Below are 19652 nucleotides of genomic sequence, written 5' to 3'. Positions count from 1 at the left end.
GCGCCACATCGGCGCGGGATTTTTCATTTCGCGCCGGTCAGGCGCACTTTTCCTGGAACTGCTTTAAGGCGCAAAGATCGACCAATTCATCGTCCGGGCGAGCTTCTCTAAGGCGATGGAGCCGAGCTTGGAGTTGCCGTTCTCGTTAAGGCCGGGCGACCACACCGCGAGCGAAGCCACTCCGGGCACGATGCCGAGGATGCCGCCGCCGACGCCGCTTTTGCCGGGAATGCCGACGCGGAAGGCGAAATCGCCGGAGCCGTCATAGTGGCCGCAGGTCAGCATCAGCGCGCCGATGCGGCGGGCCCGCTCGGCCGACACGACGGAATGCCCGGTCGCCGGGTTCCTGCCGCCATCGGCCAGGAACCGGCCGGCCATGGCAAGCTGGCGGCAACTCATGGCGATCGCGCAATGGTGGAAGTAGACACCCAGCGCCAACTCCGGCTCGTGATGGAGATTGCCGAAGGATTTCATGTAATTGGCAAGAGCGAAGTTGCGATAGCCGGTGGCCCGTTCGGATGCCGCGACCTCGCGGTCGATGATGATCGTCTCGTCATCGGCGAGGAACTGGATGAAGCGCAGGATTTCGCCGATCGCCTCGCGCGGCTGATGGCCGGCGAGCAGGACGTCGGAAACGACGATGGCGCCGGCATTGATGAACGGATTGCGCGGGATGCCGTTCTCGTGCTCGAGTTGGACGATCGAGTTGAATGGATTGCCGGACGGCTCGCGGCCGACGCGATGCCAGAGCGCATCGCCGATCTTGCCCAGCGCCAGCGTGAGCGTGAAGACTTTCGAGACGCTCTGGATCGAAAAGGGCTGGTCGGCGTCGCCGGCAAGAATGACGCGGCCGTCATTGGTCACTGCGGCGATGCCGARTTTCTTCGGATCGACCTTGCCGAGCTGCGGGATGTAGGTCGCCACCTCGCCGCGATCGGTGCGCTCCGCCATTTCGGCGGCCACCTCCGCCAGTGCTTGCTCGAGTTCAGCCATGGCTTCTATTTCAGCCAGCGTTCGATGCGCGCCAGCGCCTCGACCATGTCGTCATGGCTGCCGGCATAGGAAAAGCGCATGGTTCGATGGCCCTGCAACGGGTCGAAATCGCGACCGGGCGTCGCCGCGACATGCGCCTCGGCCAACATCTTGCGGGCAAAGGCCATGCTGTCATTGGTGTGGCGGGTGACGTCGCAGAAAGCATAGAAGGCGCCGTCCATGGGTGCTGCGAGCGCAAAGCCGAGTTCCGGCAGACGCGTCATCAGAAGGTCGCGGTTCCAGGCATACCGCGCCTTCACCCTTTCCAGCTCCTCCGTCGCCTTGAAGGCTTCGATCGCCGCGATCTGCGACAGTTCCGGGGGCGAGATGTAGAGGCTCTGGGCGACGCGCTCGACCGGCCGCACCAGTTCTTCCGGCAACACCATCCAGCCGATGCGCCAGCCGGTCATGCAATAATATTTCGAGAAGGAGTTGATCACCGTGACGCCGGCGCCATGCGCCAGCGCGGTGACATCGGGAGCCGCATAGGCCAGACGGTGATAGATCTCGTCCGAGATCACGGCGATGCCGAGCACTTCGGCCGTCTTGACCAGCGCGGCGAGCTCGTGCGCCGGTATGACCGCGCCGGTCGGATTGGCGGGGCTGGCGAACAACACGCCCTTCAGCGGCTTCTCGCGATGCGCGGCCTTCAGATGCGCAGCGTGCAGGTAGGCGTCCGTGCCGAGCTCGATCTCGGCGATCTCGATGCCGAGCGCGGCCATGATGTTGCGGTAGGCGGGATAGCCGGGCGCGGCGATGGCGACGCGGTCGCCCGGATCGAACATGGCCAGGAAGGCCAGGTTGAAGGCGGCCGACGAACCGGTCGTGACGGCAATGCGCGACGGCGCGACGTCGATCCCGTAATGCTCGCCATAATGCGCCGCGATCGCCTTGCGCAGATCAGCCAGCCCTAAGGCATCGGTGTAGCCGATGCGACCGTGCCTGAGCGCCGCGGCTGCCGCCTCGCGGACACCGACCGGCGCAGGGTCCGACGGCTGGCCGACCGCCATCGACACGACGGGCACGCCGGTGGCCTTCAGCCGGTTGGCTTCGGCCAGGATGTCCATGGCGTGGAACGGCTCGACTTCCCCCCGGCGCGAAAGCGAAACGACCATTTGACCTCTTCCAACTGCCTATTTTCGGTGAATTCCGGAGCAAGCAGCGCAGACTTGCCCTTGAGCTGCCCTAGTTAAAGGGACAGCGCCGCACAAATGCCCGATTGATGTGGGGATCACAAGCGCGCAGGAAGTTGCCGGCGCCGACTTTTCATCTTTCGCCCGCTCGTCTACCAGTGGACCTATGTTGAGCCGACCCCGACCATCGATTGGCAAATCGCCCCCCCTCAGCCGAGCCGCGCGCGGTTTCGCGACGCTTATGCTTGCCGCGGCCGTTGCCGTGTCGAGCTCGGTCAGCGCCTTCGCGCAAGGCGTGCCGGTGGTGCGCGACGCCGAGATCGAGGCGCTGGTGCGCGACTATGCCCGGCCGATCTTCAAGGCGGCGGGGCTCGCCAATGACGGCATAGACATCGTGCTCGTCAACGACCAGAGCTTCAATGCCTTCGTCACCGGACGCCGCCTGTTCATCAACACCGGCGCGCTGGTGACCGCCGAGACCCCGAACGAGATCATCGGCGTCATCGCACACGAGGCCGGCCATATTGCCGGCGGCCACCAGCAGAAATTGCGCGACCAGCTCGACCGTGCCAAGACCATGGCCATCATCGCCACGCTGCTCGGCGCCGGCGCCATGGTGGCCGGCGCCACCACCAACAGCCGCGGCCTTGCCGGCGCCGGCGTGGGCGTCGCCGCCGGCGGCGGCGAGATGGCGCAGCGCTCGATCCTTGCCTATCAACGCACCGAAGAGATCACCGCCGATCGTTCGGCGATCGCCTATCTCAACGCCACCGGCCAGTCCGGCATGGGCATGCTGAAGACCTTCGGCCGCTTCCAGAGCGCGCTGTCGCTCGCCGGCACTCAGGTGGATCCCTACCGGATCAGCCACCCGATGCCGCAGGAGCGCATCGCCAACCTCGAGGTGCTCGTCAAGCAGAGCCCCTTCGTCAACACGATCGACCCGCCGGCGCTGCAGCAGCGGCACGACATGATGCGCATCAAGATCGCCGCCTACATGCAGGGTCAGGCGGCCGTTGCGCGGCTGATGCGAAAGAACCCGGCCAGCCTCGCCTCGCGCTATGGCGACGCGCAGCAGACCTATCTCTATGGCAATCCAGGCGCGGCGCTGACCAAGACGGCAGCGCTGATCAAGGAACAGCCGAAGAACCCCTATTTCCAGGAATTGCGCGGCGACATCCTGATGAAGATCAACAAGCCGAAGGACGCGGCGGACGCCTATGCCAAGGCGGTCAGCCTCGATCCCGCACGCTCCGGCCTGCTGCTGGTCTCCCTCGGCCAGGCGCTGATGGCGGTCGGTACACCAGATTCGCTCAGGAAAGCCGTCACCCAGCTCAACAACGGCGTCGGGCGGGACAAAGAGAATTCCGATGCTTATCGCTTTCTGGCGCAGGCCTATGGCGAACTCGGCGATGTTCCGGCCGCAGATCTCGCCACCGCCGAGGGCCATTACTATTCGGGCGACTACAAGAACGCCAAGATCTTCGCCATGCGCGCTCAACAGAAATTGAAGCGCGGCGAACCCCGCTGGGTCCGCGCTCAGGATATTATAAACTACACGCCATCGAACAAACTCAAATGAACCTCCCGGGCGTTGGCCGCGACCAAGGCGCACCAGGAAAGGCAAAAGGATCGACAATCATGAACAAGGCAATCCTGCTTGGCAGTGCTGGCGGTCTGGCGGTGGCGCTCGGCATGCTGGCCTTCGGCTTCGTGGCGGGAAACCCGCAGGCCGCTAAGGCCGACACCGTGCAAGTAGCGCAGGTCACGTCCTCCACCGATACCAAGGCTTCCGCCGACACCAAGATCGATCGCAAGGAGGTCGAGGGCATCATCCGCGATTACCTGTTGAAGAACCCGGAGGTTCTGCTCGAGGTGCAGGACGCGCTCGAGGCCAAGCAGAAGGAAGAGCAGCGGCTCGCCGCGCTCGGCGTCATCAAGGATTCCAAGGACGAGATCTTCAACTCCACCTTCGACGGCGTCGTCGGCAACCCGAAGGGCAAGGTCACGATCGTCGAGTTCTACGATTACAATTGCGGCTTCTGCAAACGCGCCATCGAGGACATGCAGGCGCTGACCAAGTCCGACCCGGACCTGCGCTTCGTGCTGAAGGAGTTCCCGATCCTCAGCCCGGATTCGCAGAAGGCCAGCGTCGTCTCCATGGCGTTCCACCTGATGCATCCGGAGAAATACGGCGAATTCCACACCGCGCTGCTCGGCGGCCAGGGCCGGGCCACGGAATCCACCGCCATCAAGGTGGCGCTTTCGCTCGGCGCCGACGAGGCGGCGTTGCGCGAGAAGATGAAGGATCCACGCATCGCCGAAACGCTGTCGCGCACCTATGACCTTGCGACGAAATTGTCGATCACCGGCACGCCGTCCTATGTGGTCGGCAACGAGGTGATCTTCGGAGCGCTCGGCCAGCAGGTTCTGGCGGAAAAGATCGAACAGGCCAAGAGCGCGCTGTAGGCGCTTGCGGATGCAGAAGCCGGCCGCTGTGGACAGCGCAAGAACGCACTTGCGCTCTTTTCGCGGGCGGCTATGCCCATTATAGAGGCCAGTGCGCCGGCTCGGGGCCGGCGTGGAACAAGGTCGCCATATTGAAAACGATTTTCGTCCTCAACGGTCCCAATCTCAACGCGCTCGGCAAACGCGAGCCCGGGATTTATGGCGGCAAGACGCTCGCGGCCATCGAGGAGGACTGCAAGGCGGCAGGCGCCGCGCTCGGACTCGAGATCGATTTTCGCCAGTCCAACCATGAGGGCGATCTGGTCGACTGGATCCAGGAAGCCGGCGACAAGGCTTCCGGAATCGTCATCAATCCCGGCGCCTACAGCCACACCTCGATCGCCATCCACGACGCCATCCGCTCCGTTGCGCCGCTGCCCGTCGCGGAAGTCCATCTTTCCAACATCCACGCGCGGGAGCCCTTCCGCCACGTCTCCATGGTCGCGCCGGTCGCTGTCGGCATGATCTGCGGGTTCGGGCCGCTCGGCTACACGCTCGCGCTGCAGGCACTGGCGGCACGCCTGTGACCGGCCCCCAAACAGAAGGCTCGAAAATGTCGATAAAAAAGAACGGTGTTGACCAGCAACTGATCCGCGACCTGGCGGGCATTCTGAACGACACCAATCTGACCGAGATCGAGGTGGAGCTCGGCGATCTCAAGGTGCGCGTGTCGCGCCAGTCGCAGGCCGTTCACGCGGTCGCGGCGCCGCTGCCGGCGATCGCCGCGGCTCCTGTAGCTGCGGCGGCTCAACCCGCCGCGGCCGCTGCGCCCTCCGATCCGTCGAAGAACGCCGTGCCCTCGCCGATGGTCGGCACGGCCTATCTGGCGCCCTCGCCCGACGCCAAGCCGTTCGTGGAGATCGGCCAGAAGGTGAAGGAAGGCCAGACGCTGCTCATCATCGAAGCGATGAAGACGATGAACCAGATCCCCTCGCCGCGCGCCGGCACGGTGACGGCGATCCTCATCGAGGACGCCCAGCCGGTCGAGTACGGCATGCCGCTGGTGGTCCTCGAGTAGAGCCGGGAACAGCCAAGAGATGTTCCAGAAGATCCTCATCGCCAATCGCGGCGAAATCGCTCTGAGGGTGCTGCGCGCCTGCAAGGAGCTCGGCATCCAGACGGTGGTCGTCCATTCCACCGCGGATTCCGACGCCATGCATGTGCGGCTTGCCGACGAGAGCGTGTGTATCGGCCCGCCGCCGTCGCGCGAAAGCTACCTCAACATCCACCAGATCGTCGCCGCCTGCGAGATCACCGGCGCCGACGCCGTGCATCCGGGCTACGGCTTCCTGTCGGAGAATGCCAAGTTCGCCGACATCCTGGCGGCCCACAACATCACCTTCATCGGCCCGTCGGGCGACCATATCCGCATCATGGGCGACAAGATCGAGGCCAAGCGCACGGCAAAGCGTCTCGGCATTCCCGTCGTGCCCGGATCGGACGGCGCGATCAGCGACGACAAGGAAGCCAAGCGCGTCGCCGCCGAGATCGGCTATCCGGTGATTATCAAGGCCTCCGCCGGCGGCGGCGGTCGCGGCATGAAGGTGGCGCACACCGAAGCGGACCTTGAAGTGGCGCTGCAGACGGCCAAGTCGGAAGCGGGCGCCGCCTTCGGCGACGACGCCGTCTATATCGAGAAATATCTGGAAAAGCCGCGCCATATCGAGGTGCAGGTGTTCGGCGACGGCGCCGGCCGCGGCGTGCATTTCGGCGAGCGCGACTGCTCCCTGCAGCGGCGCCACCAGAAGGTCTGGGAGGAAGCCAATTCGCCGGCGCTCAATGCTGAGGAACGTTCTCGCATCGGCGACATCTGCGCCAAGGCGATCGCCGATCTTGGTTATTCCGGCGCCGGCACGATCGAGTTCCTCTACGAGAATGGTGAGTTCTATTTCATCGAGATGAACACGCGCCTGCAGGTCGAGCACCCGGTGACCGAGGCGATCACCGGCATCGACCTTGTGCACGAGCAGATACGGGTTGCTTCCGGCGGCGGGCTGTCGGTCAGGCAGGAAGACATCAAGTTCAACGGCCACGCCATCGAGTGCCGCATCAACGCCGAGGACCCGCGCACCTTCGCGCCCTCGCCCGGCACGATCACGCATTTCCACACGCCCGGCGGCCTCGGCATCCGCGTCGATTCCGGCGTCTATTCCGGCTACAAGATCCCGCCCTATTACGACAGCCTGATCGGCAAGCTGATCGTGCATGGCCGCAACCGCGTCGAATGCATGATGCGGCTGCGCCGCGCGCTCGACGAATTCGTCGTCGACGGCATCAAGACGACGCTGCCGCTGTTCCGCGACCTTGTCGGCAACCCCGACATCGCCAATGGCGACTACGACATCCACTGGCTGGAAAAATACCTGGCCAAGGGTGAATAGCACGGGGATGCGATGACCCGCCCCTACGCGCCAGGCTATCGCATTCCCACCGACCTGCTGCTTCGGGCCTATGCCTCCGGCGTCTTCCCGATGGCCGAAAGCGCCAACGACCCGGAAGTGTTCTGGGTGCGGCCAGAAACGCGCGGCATCATTCCGCTGGACGGGTTCCATACGCCGCGCAGCCTCAAGAAGACGATCCGCAGGCATCCCTTCGAGATCCGCTACGATTTCGATTTCGAGGCGACGATCGACGGCTGCGCCGAAAAGCGCGAGGAGCGCCGCTCGACCTGGATCAACGCGCCGATCCGCGAAGCCTATGTCGAGCTCTATCGGCTTGGGCACTGCCATTCGGTCGAGGCGTGGCGCGAGGACCGACTGGTCGGCGGCCTCTACGGTGTGTCGCTCGGACGCGTGTTCTTCGGCGAAAGCATGTTCGCCAGGGAGACCGACGCGTCGAAGACCTGTCTTTACTATCTCGTGGAACGGTTGAAGGCGCGCGGCTTCGCGCTGCTCGACACGCAGTTCACGACAGAGCATCTGAAGCGCTTCGGCGCTGTCGACGTGCCGCGCGGCCAGTACGAGAAAATGCTCGCCGAGGCGCTTAAAGGCGAAGCTGTCTTCTATCCTTGAGGATCAGTCCCGTGCCGCGTCGATCGGCGTCTGCGCATGGAACATCATCTTCCAGCCGTCGGCGCGATGGACGTAGCCGGTGCTGACGAGCGCCKCATAAGGCTCGCCATTCTCGCGCGTCGCACGCGCTTCGTAGGTGAGCATGACGATGTCGCTACCCGGCTCGACCATTCCCTTCAGTTTAATGTCGAGGTCGCGCCAGCGGTTGGGCTTGCTGGCCGTCGCGGCCAGTTCCGCGTTGGTCATCGCCTGCGCCATCTGCGGGAACGCGACCAAGCACTCTACATCGACATTGGCTTGGTAGTAGGCGGAATCGCCGGTCCAGAAGCCTTTTTCAAGTTCGAGAAGCTCTTGCCTGTTGGCGGTGATCGGCTTCGTGGCGGTCATCGCGGAATCCTCCTCGCCTGCCGAATTTGAACGGACAAAGGGCGGGCAGGTTCCGAGATCAGTTGGTGGTGGTCGTGTCGTCCGGCTCCGGCGCCGCGTCAGCCGGCTCGGGCGCAGCGTCGGCCGGCTGCGCCGGAGCCTTGGGCTTGGTGGCCTGGGTCTTAGGCTTGCCCGTGTCGGCCTTGGCCGCGGTCGGCGGCGGCACGTCCGATTTCTGCTTGCAGCCCTTGAGCCAGACGTCATAGACGGCATGCTCGACGGCGTTGAGGCCGGGGCTTTCGGCAAACATCCAGCCGGTGAAGATGCGACGGATCTTGCGGTCGAGCGTGATCTCGTCGACCTCGACGAAGGAATCGGTCTTGGGCTGCTCCGTATCCGGCCGCGAATAGCAGACGCGCGGCGTCACCTGCAAAGCGCCGAACTGAACGGTCTCGTCGATATAGACGTCGAAGGTGATGATGCGGCCGGTGATCTTGTCGATGCCGGCGAACTCGGCCACTGGATTGGTGACGCGGTCGGAGGCCGCGGGTGCAGGGGCCGGTGCCTGCGCGGCGGCGAAGGCTGCCGTCGAGGCGAGCAGAAGGGACGCCCCCGCGATCAGCGCCTTTGAGGTTTGGCCTGGAATCCAAGAGCGCAATTCCGGACGGAAAACCGCTGCGCACTTTTCCTGGAATTGCCTCGAAGAGCTCATGCAAAATACCGGTGGTTGCGCCCGGGTGATTCTCTCAACGCCCAAGGCTAGTCATAGCTGCGCAGTCAGCAAGCAGCTAAATGCCAATTGTGGCGATAAAGGACCGAAGCGGCGTCGTGGACGCGGATTACGATCCGGGCGTCCAGGCGTCGTAGTCGCCGGTCACCTGCGGACGATGCTGGTTGGTCAGGATCGAACCCTTCGGCCGATAGGCCGACGGCGTTCCGGTCGGATTCGCCTGATGCGGCTTTTGCCATTCGCGCGGCTTGTAGCTTTCGCTGGCCGGAGCGGTGTCGACGCGATGATGAATCCAGCCATGCCAGCCCGGCGGGATCTTCGAGGCTTCCGAATAGTCGCGATAGATCACCCAACGGCGCGTGCGGCCTTCCGAATCGACCCCGCCCTCGTAATAGACGTTGCCTGCTTCGTCCTCGCCGACCCTCTTGCCGAAGCGCCAGGTGTGGAAGCGGGTGCCGAGCGTCTGGCTGTTCCACCAGGTGAAAAACTGCAGCAGGAAAGTTTTCATCCAAATCCTCGCGGCGGCAGCGGCTCCTGCCTTTCCCCTGCTTATGGCGTCACGCCGCCGCGATGGCAAGGGTTTTGCCGCGCCCGGAATGTAAATGCTTCGTGCGCTAAATCGATGCACCGCTGCTACCGGTGGCAGCGCCGCTTGCCAAGCGCGGCCCGTCTTTCTAAAGCTCGGCCCGCCCCGTTTTGGGCGCTCTAAATCAAAGAGATAGGGCATGATGTCGTCCGAAAACCGCTTCACGCTTTTCGGCATCATGCTCTGGGGAGGTGACGATTGACCCGGGATCCGTCCGCCGACAGCCGGATCAGCGCCGAAGACATTCGCCGCCGCAAGGGCGGCGTGCCGATCGTCTGCCTCACCGCCTACACCTATCCGATCGCCCGTCTGCTCGATCCACATGTCGACCTGCTCCTGGTCGGCGACAGCGTCGCCATGGTCCTGCATGGCCATGCCACCACGCTCGGCGCCTCGCTGGAGATGATGATTGCTCACGGCCAGGCTGTGATGCGCGGCTCGGCCAGGGCCTGCGTCGTGGTCGACATGCCGGCCGGCAGCTATGAGGTCTCGCCGGCGCAGGCCGTGGCGGCGGCGAGGCGGATCGTGAAGGAAACGGGCTGCCAGGCCGTGAAGCTCGAGGGCGGCGTCGACATGGCCTCCCGGATCGCGGCGATCGTCACCGAAGGGATACCGGTCATGGGCCATATCGGCCTGCAGCCGCAGTCGGTGGAGAAGGACGGCGGCTACAGGATCAAGGGCCGAACGCAGGACAACATCGCTGCCCTGCTCAGCGATGCCGAGGCGGTGGAAGAAGCCGGCGCCTTCTCGGTCGTCATCGAGGGCACGATGGAGGCCGTGGCCGCGAAGCTTACCCGTCACATCTCCATACCGACGATCGGTATCGGCGCCAGCGCCGACTGTGACGGCCAGATCCTGGTGATCGACGACATGGTCGGCATGACCGTCGACCGTGTACCGAAATTCGTCAAGGAATACGCCGCCTTGCGCGGCGTGATAGCGGATGCGGCAGCGCGCTACGCCGCCGAGGTGCGCAACCGCGCCTTCCCCGGTCCCGACCACGTCTTCACGACGGCCTCCGCCAAGGACAAGACATGAACGCGCCAATCGTCGTCGATAGCGTCGCAGCCCTTCGGGCGCAGGTCCGGGACTGGCGGCAAGCCGGCCTGAAGGTCGCCATGGTGCCGACGATGGGGGCGCTGCATGACGGCCATATCTCGCTGGTCAGGATCGCGCTCGAACGGGCCGAGCGCTGTCTCGTCTCGATCTTCGTCAATCCGACGCAGTTCGCGCCGACGGAAGATCTCGACAAATATCCGCGCCAGTTGGCGCGCGATCTCGACCGGTTGCGGGACGCCGGCGCGCATCTCGCCTTCACGCCGGGCGTGAGCGAAATGTATCCCTCCGGCTTCGCCAGCAAGATCTCGGTCGGCGGCCCCTCCCGCGGGCTGGAAACCGACTTCAGGCCGAGTTTCTTCGACGGCGTCGCCACCGTGGTGGCCAAGCTCTTCCTGCAGGCGGCGCCCGATTGCGCCGTGTTCGGCGAGAAGGACTACCAGCAGCTTTGCGTCGTCCGGCAGCTCTGCCGCGATCTCGACCTGCCCGTCGAGATCGTCGGCGCGCCGACAGTGCGCGACGCCCACGGCCTCGCCATGTCGTCGCGCAATGCCTATCTCGGCGAAGCCGAACTCGACATTGCGCGCAAGCTCAATTTGGTCCTGCGCCGCACCGCAGCGGCGCTTTCAGCCGGCGCGGATGAGGCCGGCGCTACCGAAGATGCCGCGAAGGCGCTTGTCTCAGCCGGCTTCCAAAAGGTCGACTATGTCGCCGCCCGCGCGAGCGTCACGCTCGGCCCCTGGCAGCGCGGGCACGACGGCCGCTTGCTCGCTGCGACATGGCTCGGTACGACGCGGCTGATCGACAATGTGGAGATTCCCTCCGCCTGAGCGCCCACGATCCGCGAGCTGTCGCCGCGGCGCTCTATGACGCTACTCTTCCGACGGCATATGCAGGTACATCGACTGGATGCCGACGCGGCCTGGCCCGGTGAAGCGGTTGACGACGAAGTTCATGGCGGCGCCGAAGAAGCCGCTGGAAAGTTTGTCGATCCTCGTATCCATCCTGACCGACGCGTCCTTGAACAGCCAGCCGCCCGGCTCGATATCGATGGTCTCGCCGGGCGCCAGCACCTTCTCGAAGACGTTGCCGTAGCCATGCAGCCAGACGATGCCGTCGCCTGTCTCGCCCCGGAAACGGTCGATGAAGAAGCCGCTCTGGCCGAACAGCATCGTTCCCAGCCCGCGTACGCGTTCGAAAGAGTAGTCGACACTGGCAGTGGCGGCGAGGAACTGGTGTTCGCGCACCTGGATCTCCTCGCCGCGCCGGAGATGGATCGGCACGATATGACCGGGCCCGTCGCGGCTGAAGGCGATGACGCCCGGCCCGGACGCCTCGGTGACGAAGATCTGCATGCCGGCGATCATGCGCTTCAGCGCGCCCTTCAGCGATTTCAGGCCGATGGTGATCGTGGTGTTCTTCCAGAGCAGGATGTGGTGCTCGAAATAGACCGGCATGTTGGTCACATCGACCGACAGCACCGGCACCAGTTCGCCGGCGACGTGATAGGTCACGCCGCCAAAAGTCTCCTCCGACACCTCGGTCGGCATCAGTTCCGGCAAGCTCGGCATGGCAATCCCCCGATTGCGGACGACGCCCCTGCCTTATGGAGGGCGCGACGCCGGCGACGAGCAGCCTTGATCGCGCGTAACGGCGCGATCAAATCAAAACCTTGCGATGAGATGGAATGCCCGCCTGCGACATAGAGCATTTCACCGTTTCACAGAAACGGCGAACCGCTCTATTTCTTTGTTTTTACGCAATTCCGAACGGAAAACCGCCCACACTTTTCCTGGAATTGCTTTAGCCGAGCCGCTTTTCCAGGATGAGCGCAGGCCATCCCGAACTGCCGCCGCAATCCGCGGTCCTGCCCGCGCGCCTGAACCCGTTCGCCTCGTAGAAGGCGATCGCCACGGCGTTCGCCTCCTCGACCTCAAGGCGCAGCTTACGCATCTCCGGGAAGCTTGCCTCCACCTCATCGAGCAGCAACCGGCCAATCCCCTGCCGCTGGCAGGCCGGATGCAGGTAGAGCTGGTGCAGAAGCACGATCTTCGGGTCCGTGGTGGCGGCGGCGAAGGCCATGCCGCCGAGCCTCTTGCCATCGTCGGCGACCAGGAATTCGGAATTCGGCCGCGTCAGCCGCGCCTTGAGCGAGGCGATCGAATGCCAGTCGTCGGTGATCGCCGCAACCTGTTCGGCACCGTGGACGGCGTCATAGGTTGCGCGCCACGTTTCGACCAGCAACGCACGCACCGCAACAAGATCGCGCTCGCTGGCGGTGCGGACGAACATCGGCCTATTCGATGCCGAGCTTGGCCTTGACGAGGTCGTTAACCGTCTGCGGGTTGGCCTTGCCGCCGGTCGCCTTCATCACCTGGCCGACGAACCAGCCGGCCATGGTCGGCTTGGCRCGCGCCTGCTCGGCCTTGTCCGGGTTGGCGGCGATCACCTCGTCGACCGCCTTCTCGATGGCGCCGGTGTCGGTGACCTGCTTCATGCCGCGACTCTCGACGATCTGGCGCGGATCGCCGCCCTCGTTCCAGACGATCTCGAACAGGTCCTTGGCGATCTTGCCGGAAATGGTGCCTTCCTTGATCAGGTCGAGGACGGCGCCGAGCTGCTCGGGCGAAACCGGAGCATTTTCAATATCCTTGCCGGCTTTGTTCAGCTGGCCCAAGAGATCGTTGATGACCCAGTTGGCGGCGAGCTTGCCGTCGCGCCCTGCCGCCACCTTCTCGAAATAGTCGGCGATCGGCTTTTCCGAAACCAGCACCGAGGCGTCATAGGCCGAAAGGCCGAGCACATCGACCAGCCGCGTCTTCTTGTCGTCGGGCAACTCCGGCAGGTCCTTGGCGAGCGCGTCGACATAGGCCTGGTCGAACTCCAGCGGCAACAGGTCGGGATCCGGGAAATAGCGATAGTCATGCGCTTCTTCCTTGGAGCGCATCGAACGCGTCTCGCCCTTGGCCGGATCGAACAGGCGCGTCTCCTGGTCGATCTTGCCGCCGTCTTCCAGGATGGCGATCTGCCGGCGCGCCTCGTATTCGATGGCCTGGCCGATGAAGCGGATCGAGTTCATGTTCTTGATCTCGCAGCGCGTGCCGAACGCGCCGCCCGGTCGGCGCACCGAGACGTTGACGTCGGCGCGCAGCGAGCCTTCGTCCATGTTGCCGTCGCAGGTGCCGAGATAGCGCATGATCGAGCGCAGCTTGGTGACATAGGCCTTGGCCTCGTCGGCCGAGCGGATATCGGGCTTGGAGACGATCTCCATAAGCGCCACGCCGGAACGGTTGAGATCGACATAGGACATGGTCGGGTGCTGGTCGTGCATCGACTTGCCGGCATCCTGTTCCAGATGCAGGCGCTCGATGCCGACCTCGATATCCTCGAACTCGCCCTGACGGTCGGGCCCGACGGAGACGATCACCTTGCCCTCGCCGACGATCGGCTGCTTGAACTGCGAGATCTGGTAGCCCTGCGGCAGGTCCGGATAGAAATAGTTCTTCCGGTCGAAGACCGACTTGTGGTTGATCGCCGCCTTCAGGCCGAGCCCGGTGCGGATCGCCTGTTTGACGCATTCCTCGTTGATGACCGGCAGCATGCCCGGCATCGCCGCGTCGACCAGGCTGACATTGGCGTTGGGCGCGGCGCCGAACGAGGTCGAGGCGCCAGAGAAAAGCTTGGCTTCCGAGATCACTTGCGCATGCACTTCGAGCCCGATGATGATCTCCCAGTCGCCGGTGGCGCCGGGGATCAGACGTTTCGCGTCGGGGGTGCGGGTGTCGATGATGCTCATGGAGGCCTACGTACTGTGAATTCGCGAATATGCGCGAACGGATAATTGACGAGCAACTTCGCTAGTGCAAACCGCCCTGCGAGACAAGCGCAAAGCCGCCTACTGGCCTTTTCTGCGGCTCTCGCCTAAGAAGCGTCCATTCCAATGGAGAGTGGATGTCCACTTACGCTCAGTCCCGGTGAAGCCCTGACCTCCTACGAGGCAGGGCAGAAAAACCTGAAACCCCGTGCCGCGATGTCTCGCGGCGGCGGCTTTTGTTGTTTTTCCCAGGACTTTCTCCAATGGACATATCGCGCAACGAACAGCGCATACTGCATCTGCTCGCGCAGGGCGGGCGTATCGAAATCGAAAAGAACGAGAGCAAGAAGATCGCCTCGGTCCAGTGCCTGACCCGCGACGGCTGGCGCTATCCGGGCTTCGACCTGGAGCTCTTTCGAAAACTGAGGCGGAAGAAGGCCGTATCCTCTTCGGGCGGCGGCCCCTACCGTATCACCCGGCGCGGATTGGAACTCGTCCGCGCCGAACTCGACAACAGATAGCGGCGTGCGAGCCGTGCTCCGCCGGCCGGAAAACGGCCGGCGGCTATCGCCGCTCAGGCAGTGGCGATATAGGCCCTGATCTCCTCGGCCTCGCGCTCGACATCCTCGATGCGGCGCTTGACCACGTCTCCGATGGAGACGATGCCGTCGAGCAGCCCGTTTTTCTCCACGGGGAGATGGCGGAAGCGGCCCCTCGTCATGATCTCCATGACTTCGTTGACCGTGTGGTTTTCGTTGCAGATCTTGACCTTCGGAGTCATCGCCGAGCGCACGGCGATGTCGAGCGCGGCGGCGCCCTCCTTGGCCACGACCCTGACGATGTCGCGTTCCGAGAGAATGCCGACGATCTTTCGGTCGCCATTGGTGATGACGAGCGCGCCGATCCTGTGCTCGGCCAGCATGCGAATGGCTTCGCTGAGTTTCTCATTGGGCCCGAGCGTGAACACGTCATGGCCCTTGCTTTCAAGAATTGCCTTAACCGTCATGGCGTCCTCCACAGCCTTTGACGCCGGCTCCCGCCCCGACCGGCTTTCAGCCCCAACATGGTGCGCCGTCATTGGTTGCATTTCAAGTGCGCCTAAGGACTAGAGCGTTTCACCGTTTCACGGAAAGGGCGAACCGCTCCATGCCTTTGTTTTCACGCAATTCCGGACGGAAGGTTACGGCGAAGACGCCGAACTTAACCGCTGCGCACTTTTCCTGGAATTGCTCTAAGAGGCAGCCGGCGGACGGTCGAAGAAGCGCAGCCCGAAAAAGCCGGCCACGAAGCCGCCGATATGCGCTTCCCAGGCGATCTGGCCGTCTATTCCCGGCGCGAAGCCGAGCAGGCCCGTGGCGAGATTTATGACCATCCAGACCCCCAGAAAGGTCATGACGCCGCGCGAGCGCAACACCGCGGCGATCGGCAGTGGCTCGCCGGCGAAAGCGGCCTTGCCGGACGAACGGTCGACGCGGAAGCCATAGCGAGCCGCCGCGCCCATCATGCCGGAGATCGCGCCCGACGCACCGACCAGCGGCATCTCGCCAAGCGGATGCAGCGCCCAGAAGAGTACTACCGAAGCAAGGCTCGTTGCCGCGAAGAACAAGGCGAAGCGCAGCGTGCCAAATCGATTGGCCAGTGGCGAACCAAAAGCGGCGAGCCAGATCATGTTGATCAACAGATGCGCCACGCCGCCATGCAGGAACGCATAGGTGAAGGGGCTCGAAAAAGCATAGAAATCAAGGTCGTACCGGCCGGAATAGCGAATGGGGACGAAGGCCGCCCGGACGAGCAGGGCAAAATCCTGGTCGTCGGTCAGCAGATAGACACGCACCAGATGGACAGCCACGCAGATGCCGATCACYGCCAGCACGGCGGGCGGCAGGTTGAACACGGGTTCGCGGCGCGGCGGCTCGGATGCCTCGTCCGGCAACGGTTCGTTTTCAGTGGGGCTTACGGGCTCGCTCATGCACCCTTACAGGTTCGGGACTCGGGCTTTCGACGAGCATGTAGATCACGCCCTTTCGAATCACAAACGGCTATTCGCCACAGCGGGCGCGCGGAAAAAAGGGCGAATCAGAACAGCGACGAATCAAAAAGAAGGCCGTCCAGGATTCCCCTGGACGGCCGGTCGAGTCCCCTCTCCCCATAAACTCGTGACTGAAGTGCTGCCGATCGCTGCGAGAACGACCGTTTTGGAGTGGTTTTGGTGTGCCACAGGCCTCAGCGGCGCGCAACGTAAACCACTTGTTAACCTTAACGACTCCGAGGCGTGAACAAACGTTAACGATACTGGCACGCATCCTGCTCCGCACCGCATGAAGGTCATCGGAGGGCGCCCTGTCTGTTCGCCGATGGGACATCAAAAGACAGATTGTGCGGAGCGGAATGGAAATGAACGAAAAAGGATCGATCGCGCTGTTCCAATATTGGAACCAGTTGCGTGATGGTCGCCTCGCCCCGAAGCGATCGGAGGTGGAGCCGGCCGACATCAAGTCGCTCCTGGCCGACACCTTCATCCTCGAGCGCGACACGCGCGGCGAAGCGGTGTTCCGGCTGGCCGGCACAAGGCTCTGCGCCTATTACGGCCGGGAGCTCAAAGGCTTCTCCTTCCCGTCGCTCTGGCGCGAGAAGGACCAGCGGCTGATGTCGCGGCTGATGCAAGGCGTTTTCGATCAGAAGTCGGTCCTGCTCATGACCTATGAGGGCTTCAGCCGCAACGGCCGCTCCAACAAATTCGAGCTCCTGTCGCTGCCGCTGGATGGGGGGGCCGAGAACCAGCGCTGCCTCGGCATCATCAGCACCGCCGACAAGCCCTTCTGGCTCGGCGCCGATCCGATCGCCGACGCGCTCATCGATACGATCCGGGTGATAGACCCCGACAAGGAGCCGATGTTCCTGAAGAACCGTCCGGCGATCGACGTTCCCTCGCTCGTTCCGGCCGAATTCGATCCTCCGGAAACCATTTCGGCGCTCGGCCGCGTGCGCCGCATCCGCCATCTCGTCGTCCTCGACGGCGGGCGTCACGAGTGAGCCTGGCTCCGCGGGACTTGCGCTTTCCTCACGGTTAATTTTTCCGCGTCCCGCGAGCCCCCAAGCCCAGGCTTTTGCGGCCGATTTTTCCCGTTTGTTAACCTGCTTGGCTGTAGTTTTTCTGAGCGAAATTCCTCGCATCGTCGCGCGGAATGCCAACGGGGTGCAGGCAGTCATGAGGTCAGCGGCGGTAGAATATGYACCGTCACGAGCTGAGCGGCGCAATTTCCAGCGTGTCCGCGTCAAAATCTACGGACGCTTCATGCTGGAAGACCGCACCGAACATGCGTGCCAGGTGATCGATATGTCGCCGGGCAACGTCGCGTTGCGCACGGACCGCATCGGCAAGCCGGGCGAGAAGGTCATCGCCTATATCGACCATATCGGCCGGGTCGAAGGCATCGTGACGCGCACGTCGCAGGACGGCTTCGCCATGACCGTCATCGCCTCGGACCGCAAGAAGGACAAGCTTGCCGCGCAGCTCACCTGGCTTGCCAACAAGCATGAGCTCGACCTGCCCGAGGATCGCCGCCACGAACGCGTGGCGCCGCGCAATCCGATGAGCGTCCTGCAGCTCACCGATGGGCGCCAGTATCAGTGCCGCATCATCGACCTGTCGCTCTCGGGCGCCGCGGTTGAGATCGACGTCAAGCCGGCCATCGGTGTCCAGGTCATGCTGGGCACAATGCGCGGCCAGGTGGTGCGCCACTTCGAGGATGGCGTCGCCATCGAGTTCGCGGTCATCCAACGGCCGGAAACGCTCGACCAGGAATTCAACGCGCCGCGATCCTGACATAAGCTCTCCGCAGAAAAGCCAACCGGCCCTCGGCGGCCGGTTTTTTTGTCCGGTTTTCTCCTGACGCAGGCCGCCTCGGCACCTACCAGATCTTCATAAACCTGAACAATTCAAGATCGCGATAGTTCGAATTTTATGTTTATTCTACTGGCGTTTTACTCAATATCTACTTCGGGTTTTTGCGTCAAATAAATCCCAACGTGGCACAGTCTCCTCAAACGGGGAGACTACAACCAATGAAAATGACGAGGGGCAAGCTGTTGCTCTTGGCAATAGCGATGCAGCTTTCCGCGTGGGGCACGGCAAGCGCGGGACCTGCTTTCATGCATACGGGCGGACGCACCACCCAGCCGGTCGGTCACTATGACTTCTGCCAGCGCATTCCGGTCGAGTGCGCCCAACGGACGCCGAAGGGTTCGCCGGTCGAATTGACGCGCAAGCTGTGGGCGACGATCGTCAACGTCAACAATTCCGTCAACGTCCGCGTCAAGCCGCGCACCGATATGGAGATCTACGGCGTCGAGGAATACTGGGCCTATCCCGACAACGGCTATGGCGACTGCGAGGACTACGCGCTGGAGAAGCGCCGCGAACTAATGGCCATCGGCGTGCCGGCCGGCGATCTTTTGATGACGGTGGTGCGCCAGCCGAATGGCGATGGCCATGCGGTGCTGACTGTGCGCACCAGCCTCGGCGAATTCATCCTCGACAATCTCGAGCCGAAGGTGCTCGCCTGGAACGACACGGTCTACACCTATCTCAAGCGTCAATCGACCGAGAATTCGGGCGTTTGGGTGACGATCAACGACGGCCGCGAGGACGCGGTCGCCAGCGTCCGCTAAGGCGCCAAAGCGATCGGGCACGGCGCGGTTACGCGCGGCGGCGTGCCCAGGGAGAAAGCCCGGTCGAGTCCCCACCCTCCCCGTCCCCAACGACCGGGTTTTAGGAGCCGGCCCCTGTCCCCGGGGCCGGCTCCGCCATTTCGGGCGCCTGCCGAACGCCACTGGCCGGGGCGCCCTTCCCGAGCGTGGCAGGGCTGTCCGGGGAAGGTCGCAGGTGAATCGAAATGCCGCATGTGCATGCCCCGTAAGACGGGGATTTTCCGTCTACCTTCTGGTTGTCGAGACTCAGAAAGGGACGGGGCATGCGCTATAGGCCTAGCATTCTTGGCAAGCTGGTTGAACCGATCAATCGTCGCCGCTTCCAGACGATTGTGGATAGCCATGACGGCGATGCCTATGACAAATCGTTCAAGAGCTGGGACCATCTGGTGGTGTTGATCTATGCTCAGCTCAGCGGCGCGACGAGCCTTCGCAGCCTGCAAGCGGGCTGGAACGCCAACTGCCAGCATCATTACCATCTCGGCAGCGACCTGTTGCGGCGCTCGACCTTGTCGGACGCCAACCGGCGCCGCCCTGTTGCGGTCTTCGCCGAGACCTTCGCCCTACTTGCAGGCCTGCTCGACCGGCAGATGCGTCGCGAAGGCAGTGCCATGCTACGGCTGATCGATTCCACGCCCATCCCGCTCGGCAAGCTTTGCGACTGGGCCAAGTCGAACGGCCGCATCCGCGGCGTGAAACTGCATGTCGT

23 protein-coding genes are annotated in these 19652 nt (G+C 63.6%); 13 read left to right on the top strand and 10 right to left on the bottom strand.

Annotated features, from left to right (window positions below):
• Positions 1-63: 63 nt before the first annotated feature.
• Together LCM4577_RS21660 and LCM4577_RS21655 are read right to left on the bottom strand one after the other, a co-directional pair.
• A complete protein-coding gene (locus LCM4577_RS21660) occupies positions 64-993 on the bottom strand; it encodes a glutaminase (RefSeq protein WP_071073372.1) in 930 nt (309 codons plus the stop codon).
• Between the two features lie 5 nt (positions 994-998).
• The gene (locus LCM4577_RS21655; protein ID WP_071073371.1) at positions 999-2147 is read right to left on the bottom strand and encodes a pyridoxal phosphate-dependent aminotransferase; all 1149 of its coding nucleotides are present in this window, start codon (positions 2145-2147) and stop codon (positions 999-1001) included.
• Positions 2148-2331: 184 nt separating this feature from the next.
• Here LCM4577_RS21655 and LCM4577_RS21650 point away from each other — a divergent pair, with 184 nt between their 5' ends.
• The 6 genes from LCM4577_RS21650 to aat all read left to right on the top strand — a co-directional run bounded on the left by LCM4577_RS21650 (position 2332) and on the right by aat (position 7681).
• Complete coding sequence (locus LCM4577_RS21650; protein WP_071073369.1) at positions 2332-3744, top strand: M48 family metalloprotease; 1413 nt, start codon at positions 2332-2334, stop codon at positions 3742-3744.
• Positions 3745-3803: 59 nt separating this feature from the next.
• Positions 3804-4631: a DsbA family protein gene (locus LCM4577_RS21645; RefSeq protein ID WP_071073366.1), complete on the top strand. Its 828-nt coding sequence runs from the start codon at positions 3804-3806 to the stop codon at positions 4629-4631.
• 131 nt (positions 4632-4762) lie between these two features.
• Positions 4763-5197 carry a type II 3-dehydroquinate dehydratase gene (gene aroQ / locus LCM4577_RS21640; RefSeq protein WP_040983116.1) on the top strand — a complete coding sequence of 145 codons (435 nt, stop codon included), beginning with the start codon at positions 4763-4765 and terminating at the stop codon, positions 5195-5197.
• 26 nt (positions 5198-5223) lie between these two features.
• Positions 5224-5688 carry an acetyl-CoA carboxylase biotin carboxyl carrier protein gene (gene accB / locus LCM4577_RS21635; RefSeq protein WP_071036025.1) on the top strand — a complete coding sequence of 155 codons (465 nt, stop codon included), beginning with the start codon at positions 5224-5226 and terminating at the stop codon, positions 5686-5688.
• A gap of 19 nt (positions 5689-5707) precedes the next feature.
• The gene (gene accC, locus LCM4577_RS21630) at positions 5708-7051 is read left to right on the top strand and encodes an acetyl-CoA carboxylase biotin carboxylase subunit (RefSeq protein WP_041006306.1); all 1344 of its coding nucleotides are present in this window, start codon (positions 5708-5710) and stop codon (positions 7049-7051) included.
• A gap of 12 nt (positions 7052-7063) precedes the next feature.
• Entirely contained in the window at positions 7064-7681 is a 618-nt protein-coding gene (aat, locus tag LCM4577_RS21625; RefSeq protein WP_041006308.1) for a leucyl/phenylalanyl-tRNA--protein transferase, read from the top strand.
• A gap of 3 nt (positions 7682-7684) precedes the next feature.
• On the opposite strand, the gene LCM4577_RS21620 is transcribed toward aat, so the two are convergent.
• The 3 genes from LCM4577_RS21620 to LCM4577_RS21610 all read right to left on the bottom strand — a co-directional run bounded on the left by LCM4577_RS21620 (position 7685) and on the right by LCM4577_RS21610 (position 9285).
• Positions 7685-8068: a hypothetical protein gene (locus LCM4577_RS21620; protein WP_071073364.1), complete on the bottom strand. Its 384-nt coding sequence runs from the start codon at positions 8066-8068 to the stop codon at positions 7685-7687.
• Positions 8069-8126: 58 nt separating this feature from the next.
• On the bottom strand, positions 8127-8759 hold the full coding sequence (locus LCM4577_RS21615) for a DUF2155 domain-containing protein (RefSeq protein ID WP_244508403.1): 633 nt from the start codon (positions 8757-8759) through the stop codon (positions 8127-8129).
• A 127-nt stretch (positions 8760-8886) separates the two neighbouring features.
• A complete protein-coding gene (locus tag LCM4577_RS21610) occupies positions 8887-9285 on the bottom strand; it encodes an NADH:ubiquinone oxidoreductase subunit NDUFA12 (protein WP_040983126.1) in 399 nt (132 codons plus the stop codon).
• 276 nt (positions 9286-9561) lie between these two features.
• Between LCM4577_RS21610 and panB the strand changes: the two genes are divergently transcribed.
• Both panB and panC read left to right on the top strand, forming a co-directional pair.
• Positions 9562-10401: a 3-methyl-2-oxobutanoate hydroxymethyltransferase gene (gene panB / locus LCM4577_RS21605; RefSeq protein WP_071036021.1), complete on the top strand. Its 840-nt coding sequence runs from the start codon at positions 9562-9564 to the stop codon at positions 10399-10401.
• Positions 10398-11249, top strand: a complete 852-nt coding sequence (panC, locus tag LCM4577_RS21600) for a pantoate--beta-alanine ligase (protein WP_071073362.1) — start codon at positions 10398-10400, stop codon at positions 11247-11249. The genes panB and panC overlap by 4 nt, the downstream gene beginning before the upstream one ends.
• A 42-nt stretch (positions 11250-11291) precedes the next feature.
• Here panC and LCM4577_RS21595 read toward each other — a convergent pair whose 3' ends face one another.
• The 3 genes from LCM4577_RS21595 to gatB form a co-directional block, all read right to left on the bottom strand.
• Complete coding sequence (locus LCM4577_RS21595; RefSeq protein WP_041006316.1) at positions 11292-11990, bottom strand: AIM24 family protein; 699 nt, start codon at positions 11988-11990, stop codon at positions 11292-11294.
• 232 nt (positions 11991-12222) lie between these two features.
• On the bottom strand, positions 12223-12711 hold the full coding sequence (locus LCM4577_RS21590) for a GNAT family N-acetyltransferase (protein ID WP_071036019.1): 489 nt from the start codon (positions 12709-12711) through the stop codon (positions 12223-12225).
• Positions 12712-12715: 4 nt separating this feature from the next.
• Entirely contained in the window at positions 12716-14215 is a 1500-nt protein-coding gene (gene gatB / locus LCM4577_RS21585; protein ID WP_071036018.1) for an Asp-tRNA(Asn)/Glu-tRNA(Gln) amidotransferase subunit GatB, read from the bottom strand.
• 281 nt (positions 14216-14496) lie between these two features.
• On the opposite strand from gatB, the gene LCM4577_RS21580 reads away from it, so the two are divergent.
• Positions 14497-14754 carry a YjhX family toxin gene (locus LCM4577_RS21580; protein WP_041008562.1) on the top strand — a complete coding sequence of 86 codons (258 nt, stop codon included), beginning with the start codon at positions 14497-14499 and terminating at the stop codon, positions 14752-14754.
• Between the two features lie 53 nt (positions 14755-14807).
• Here the strand turns inward: LCM4577_RS21580 and LCM4577_RS21575 are convergent, their stop codons facing one another.
• Together LCM4577_RS21575 and LCM4577_RS21570 are read right to left on the bottom strand one after the other, a co-directional pair.
• The gene (locus LCM4577_RS21575) at positions 14808-15239 is read right to left on the bottom strand and encodes a CBS domain-containing protein (RefSeq protein WP_040983461.1); all 432 of its coding nucleotides are present in this window, start codon (positions 15237-15239) and stop codon (positions 14808-14810) included.
• A 225-nt stretch (positions 15240-15464) separates the two neighbouring features.
• A complete protein-coding gene (locus tag LCM4577_RS21570) occupies positions 15465-16202 on the bottom strand; it encodes a rhomboid family intramembrane serine protease (RefSeq protein ID WP_071073361.1) in 738 nt (245 codons plus the stop codon).
• 425 nt (positions 16203-16627) lie between these two features.
• On the opposite strand from LCM4577_RS21570, the gene LCM4577_RS21565 reads away from it, so the two are divergent.
• The 4 genes from LCM4577_RS21565 to LCM4577_RS21550 all read left to right on the top strand — a co-directional run.
• Complete coding sequence (locus tag LCM4577_RS21565) at positions 16628-17266, top strand: PAS domain-containing protein (RefSeq protein WP_041008630.1); 639 nt, start codon at positions 16628-16630, stop codon at positions 17264-17266.
• Between the two features lie 175 nt (positions 17267-17441).
• Positions 17442-18059, top strand: a complete 618-nt coding sequence (locus LCM4577_RS21560) for a PilZ domain-containing protein (protein WP_071073359.1) — start codon at positions 17442-17444, stop codon at positions 18057-18059.
• A 239-nt stretch (positions 18060-18298) separates the two neighbouring features.
• Positions 18299-18904, top strand: coding sequence for a transglutaminase-like cysteine peptidase (locus LCM4577_RS21555; RefSeq protein ID WP_071036015.1), 606 nt, complete (start codon positions 18299-18301; stop codon positions 18902-18904).
• Between the two features lie 302 nt (positions 18905-19206).
• Positions 19207-19652: DUF4372 domain-containing protein (locus LCM4577_RS21550; protein WP_116390128.1), on the top strand; the 446-nt coding region annotated here is incomplete at its 3' end.

The organism is Mesorhizobium sp. LCM 4577, assembly GCF_001854795.2.
Taxonomy (GTDB): domain Bacteria; phylum Pseudomonadota; class Alphaproteobacteria; order Rhizobiales; family Rhizobiaceae; genus Mesorhizobium; species Mesorhizobium plurifarium.
This window is presented reverse-complemented; position numbering and strand designations above follow the sequence as displayed.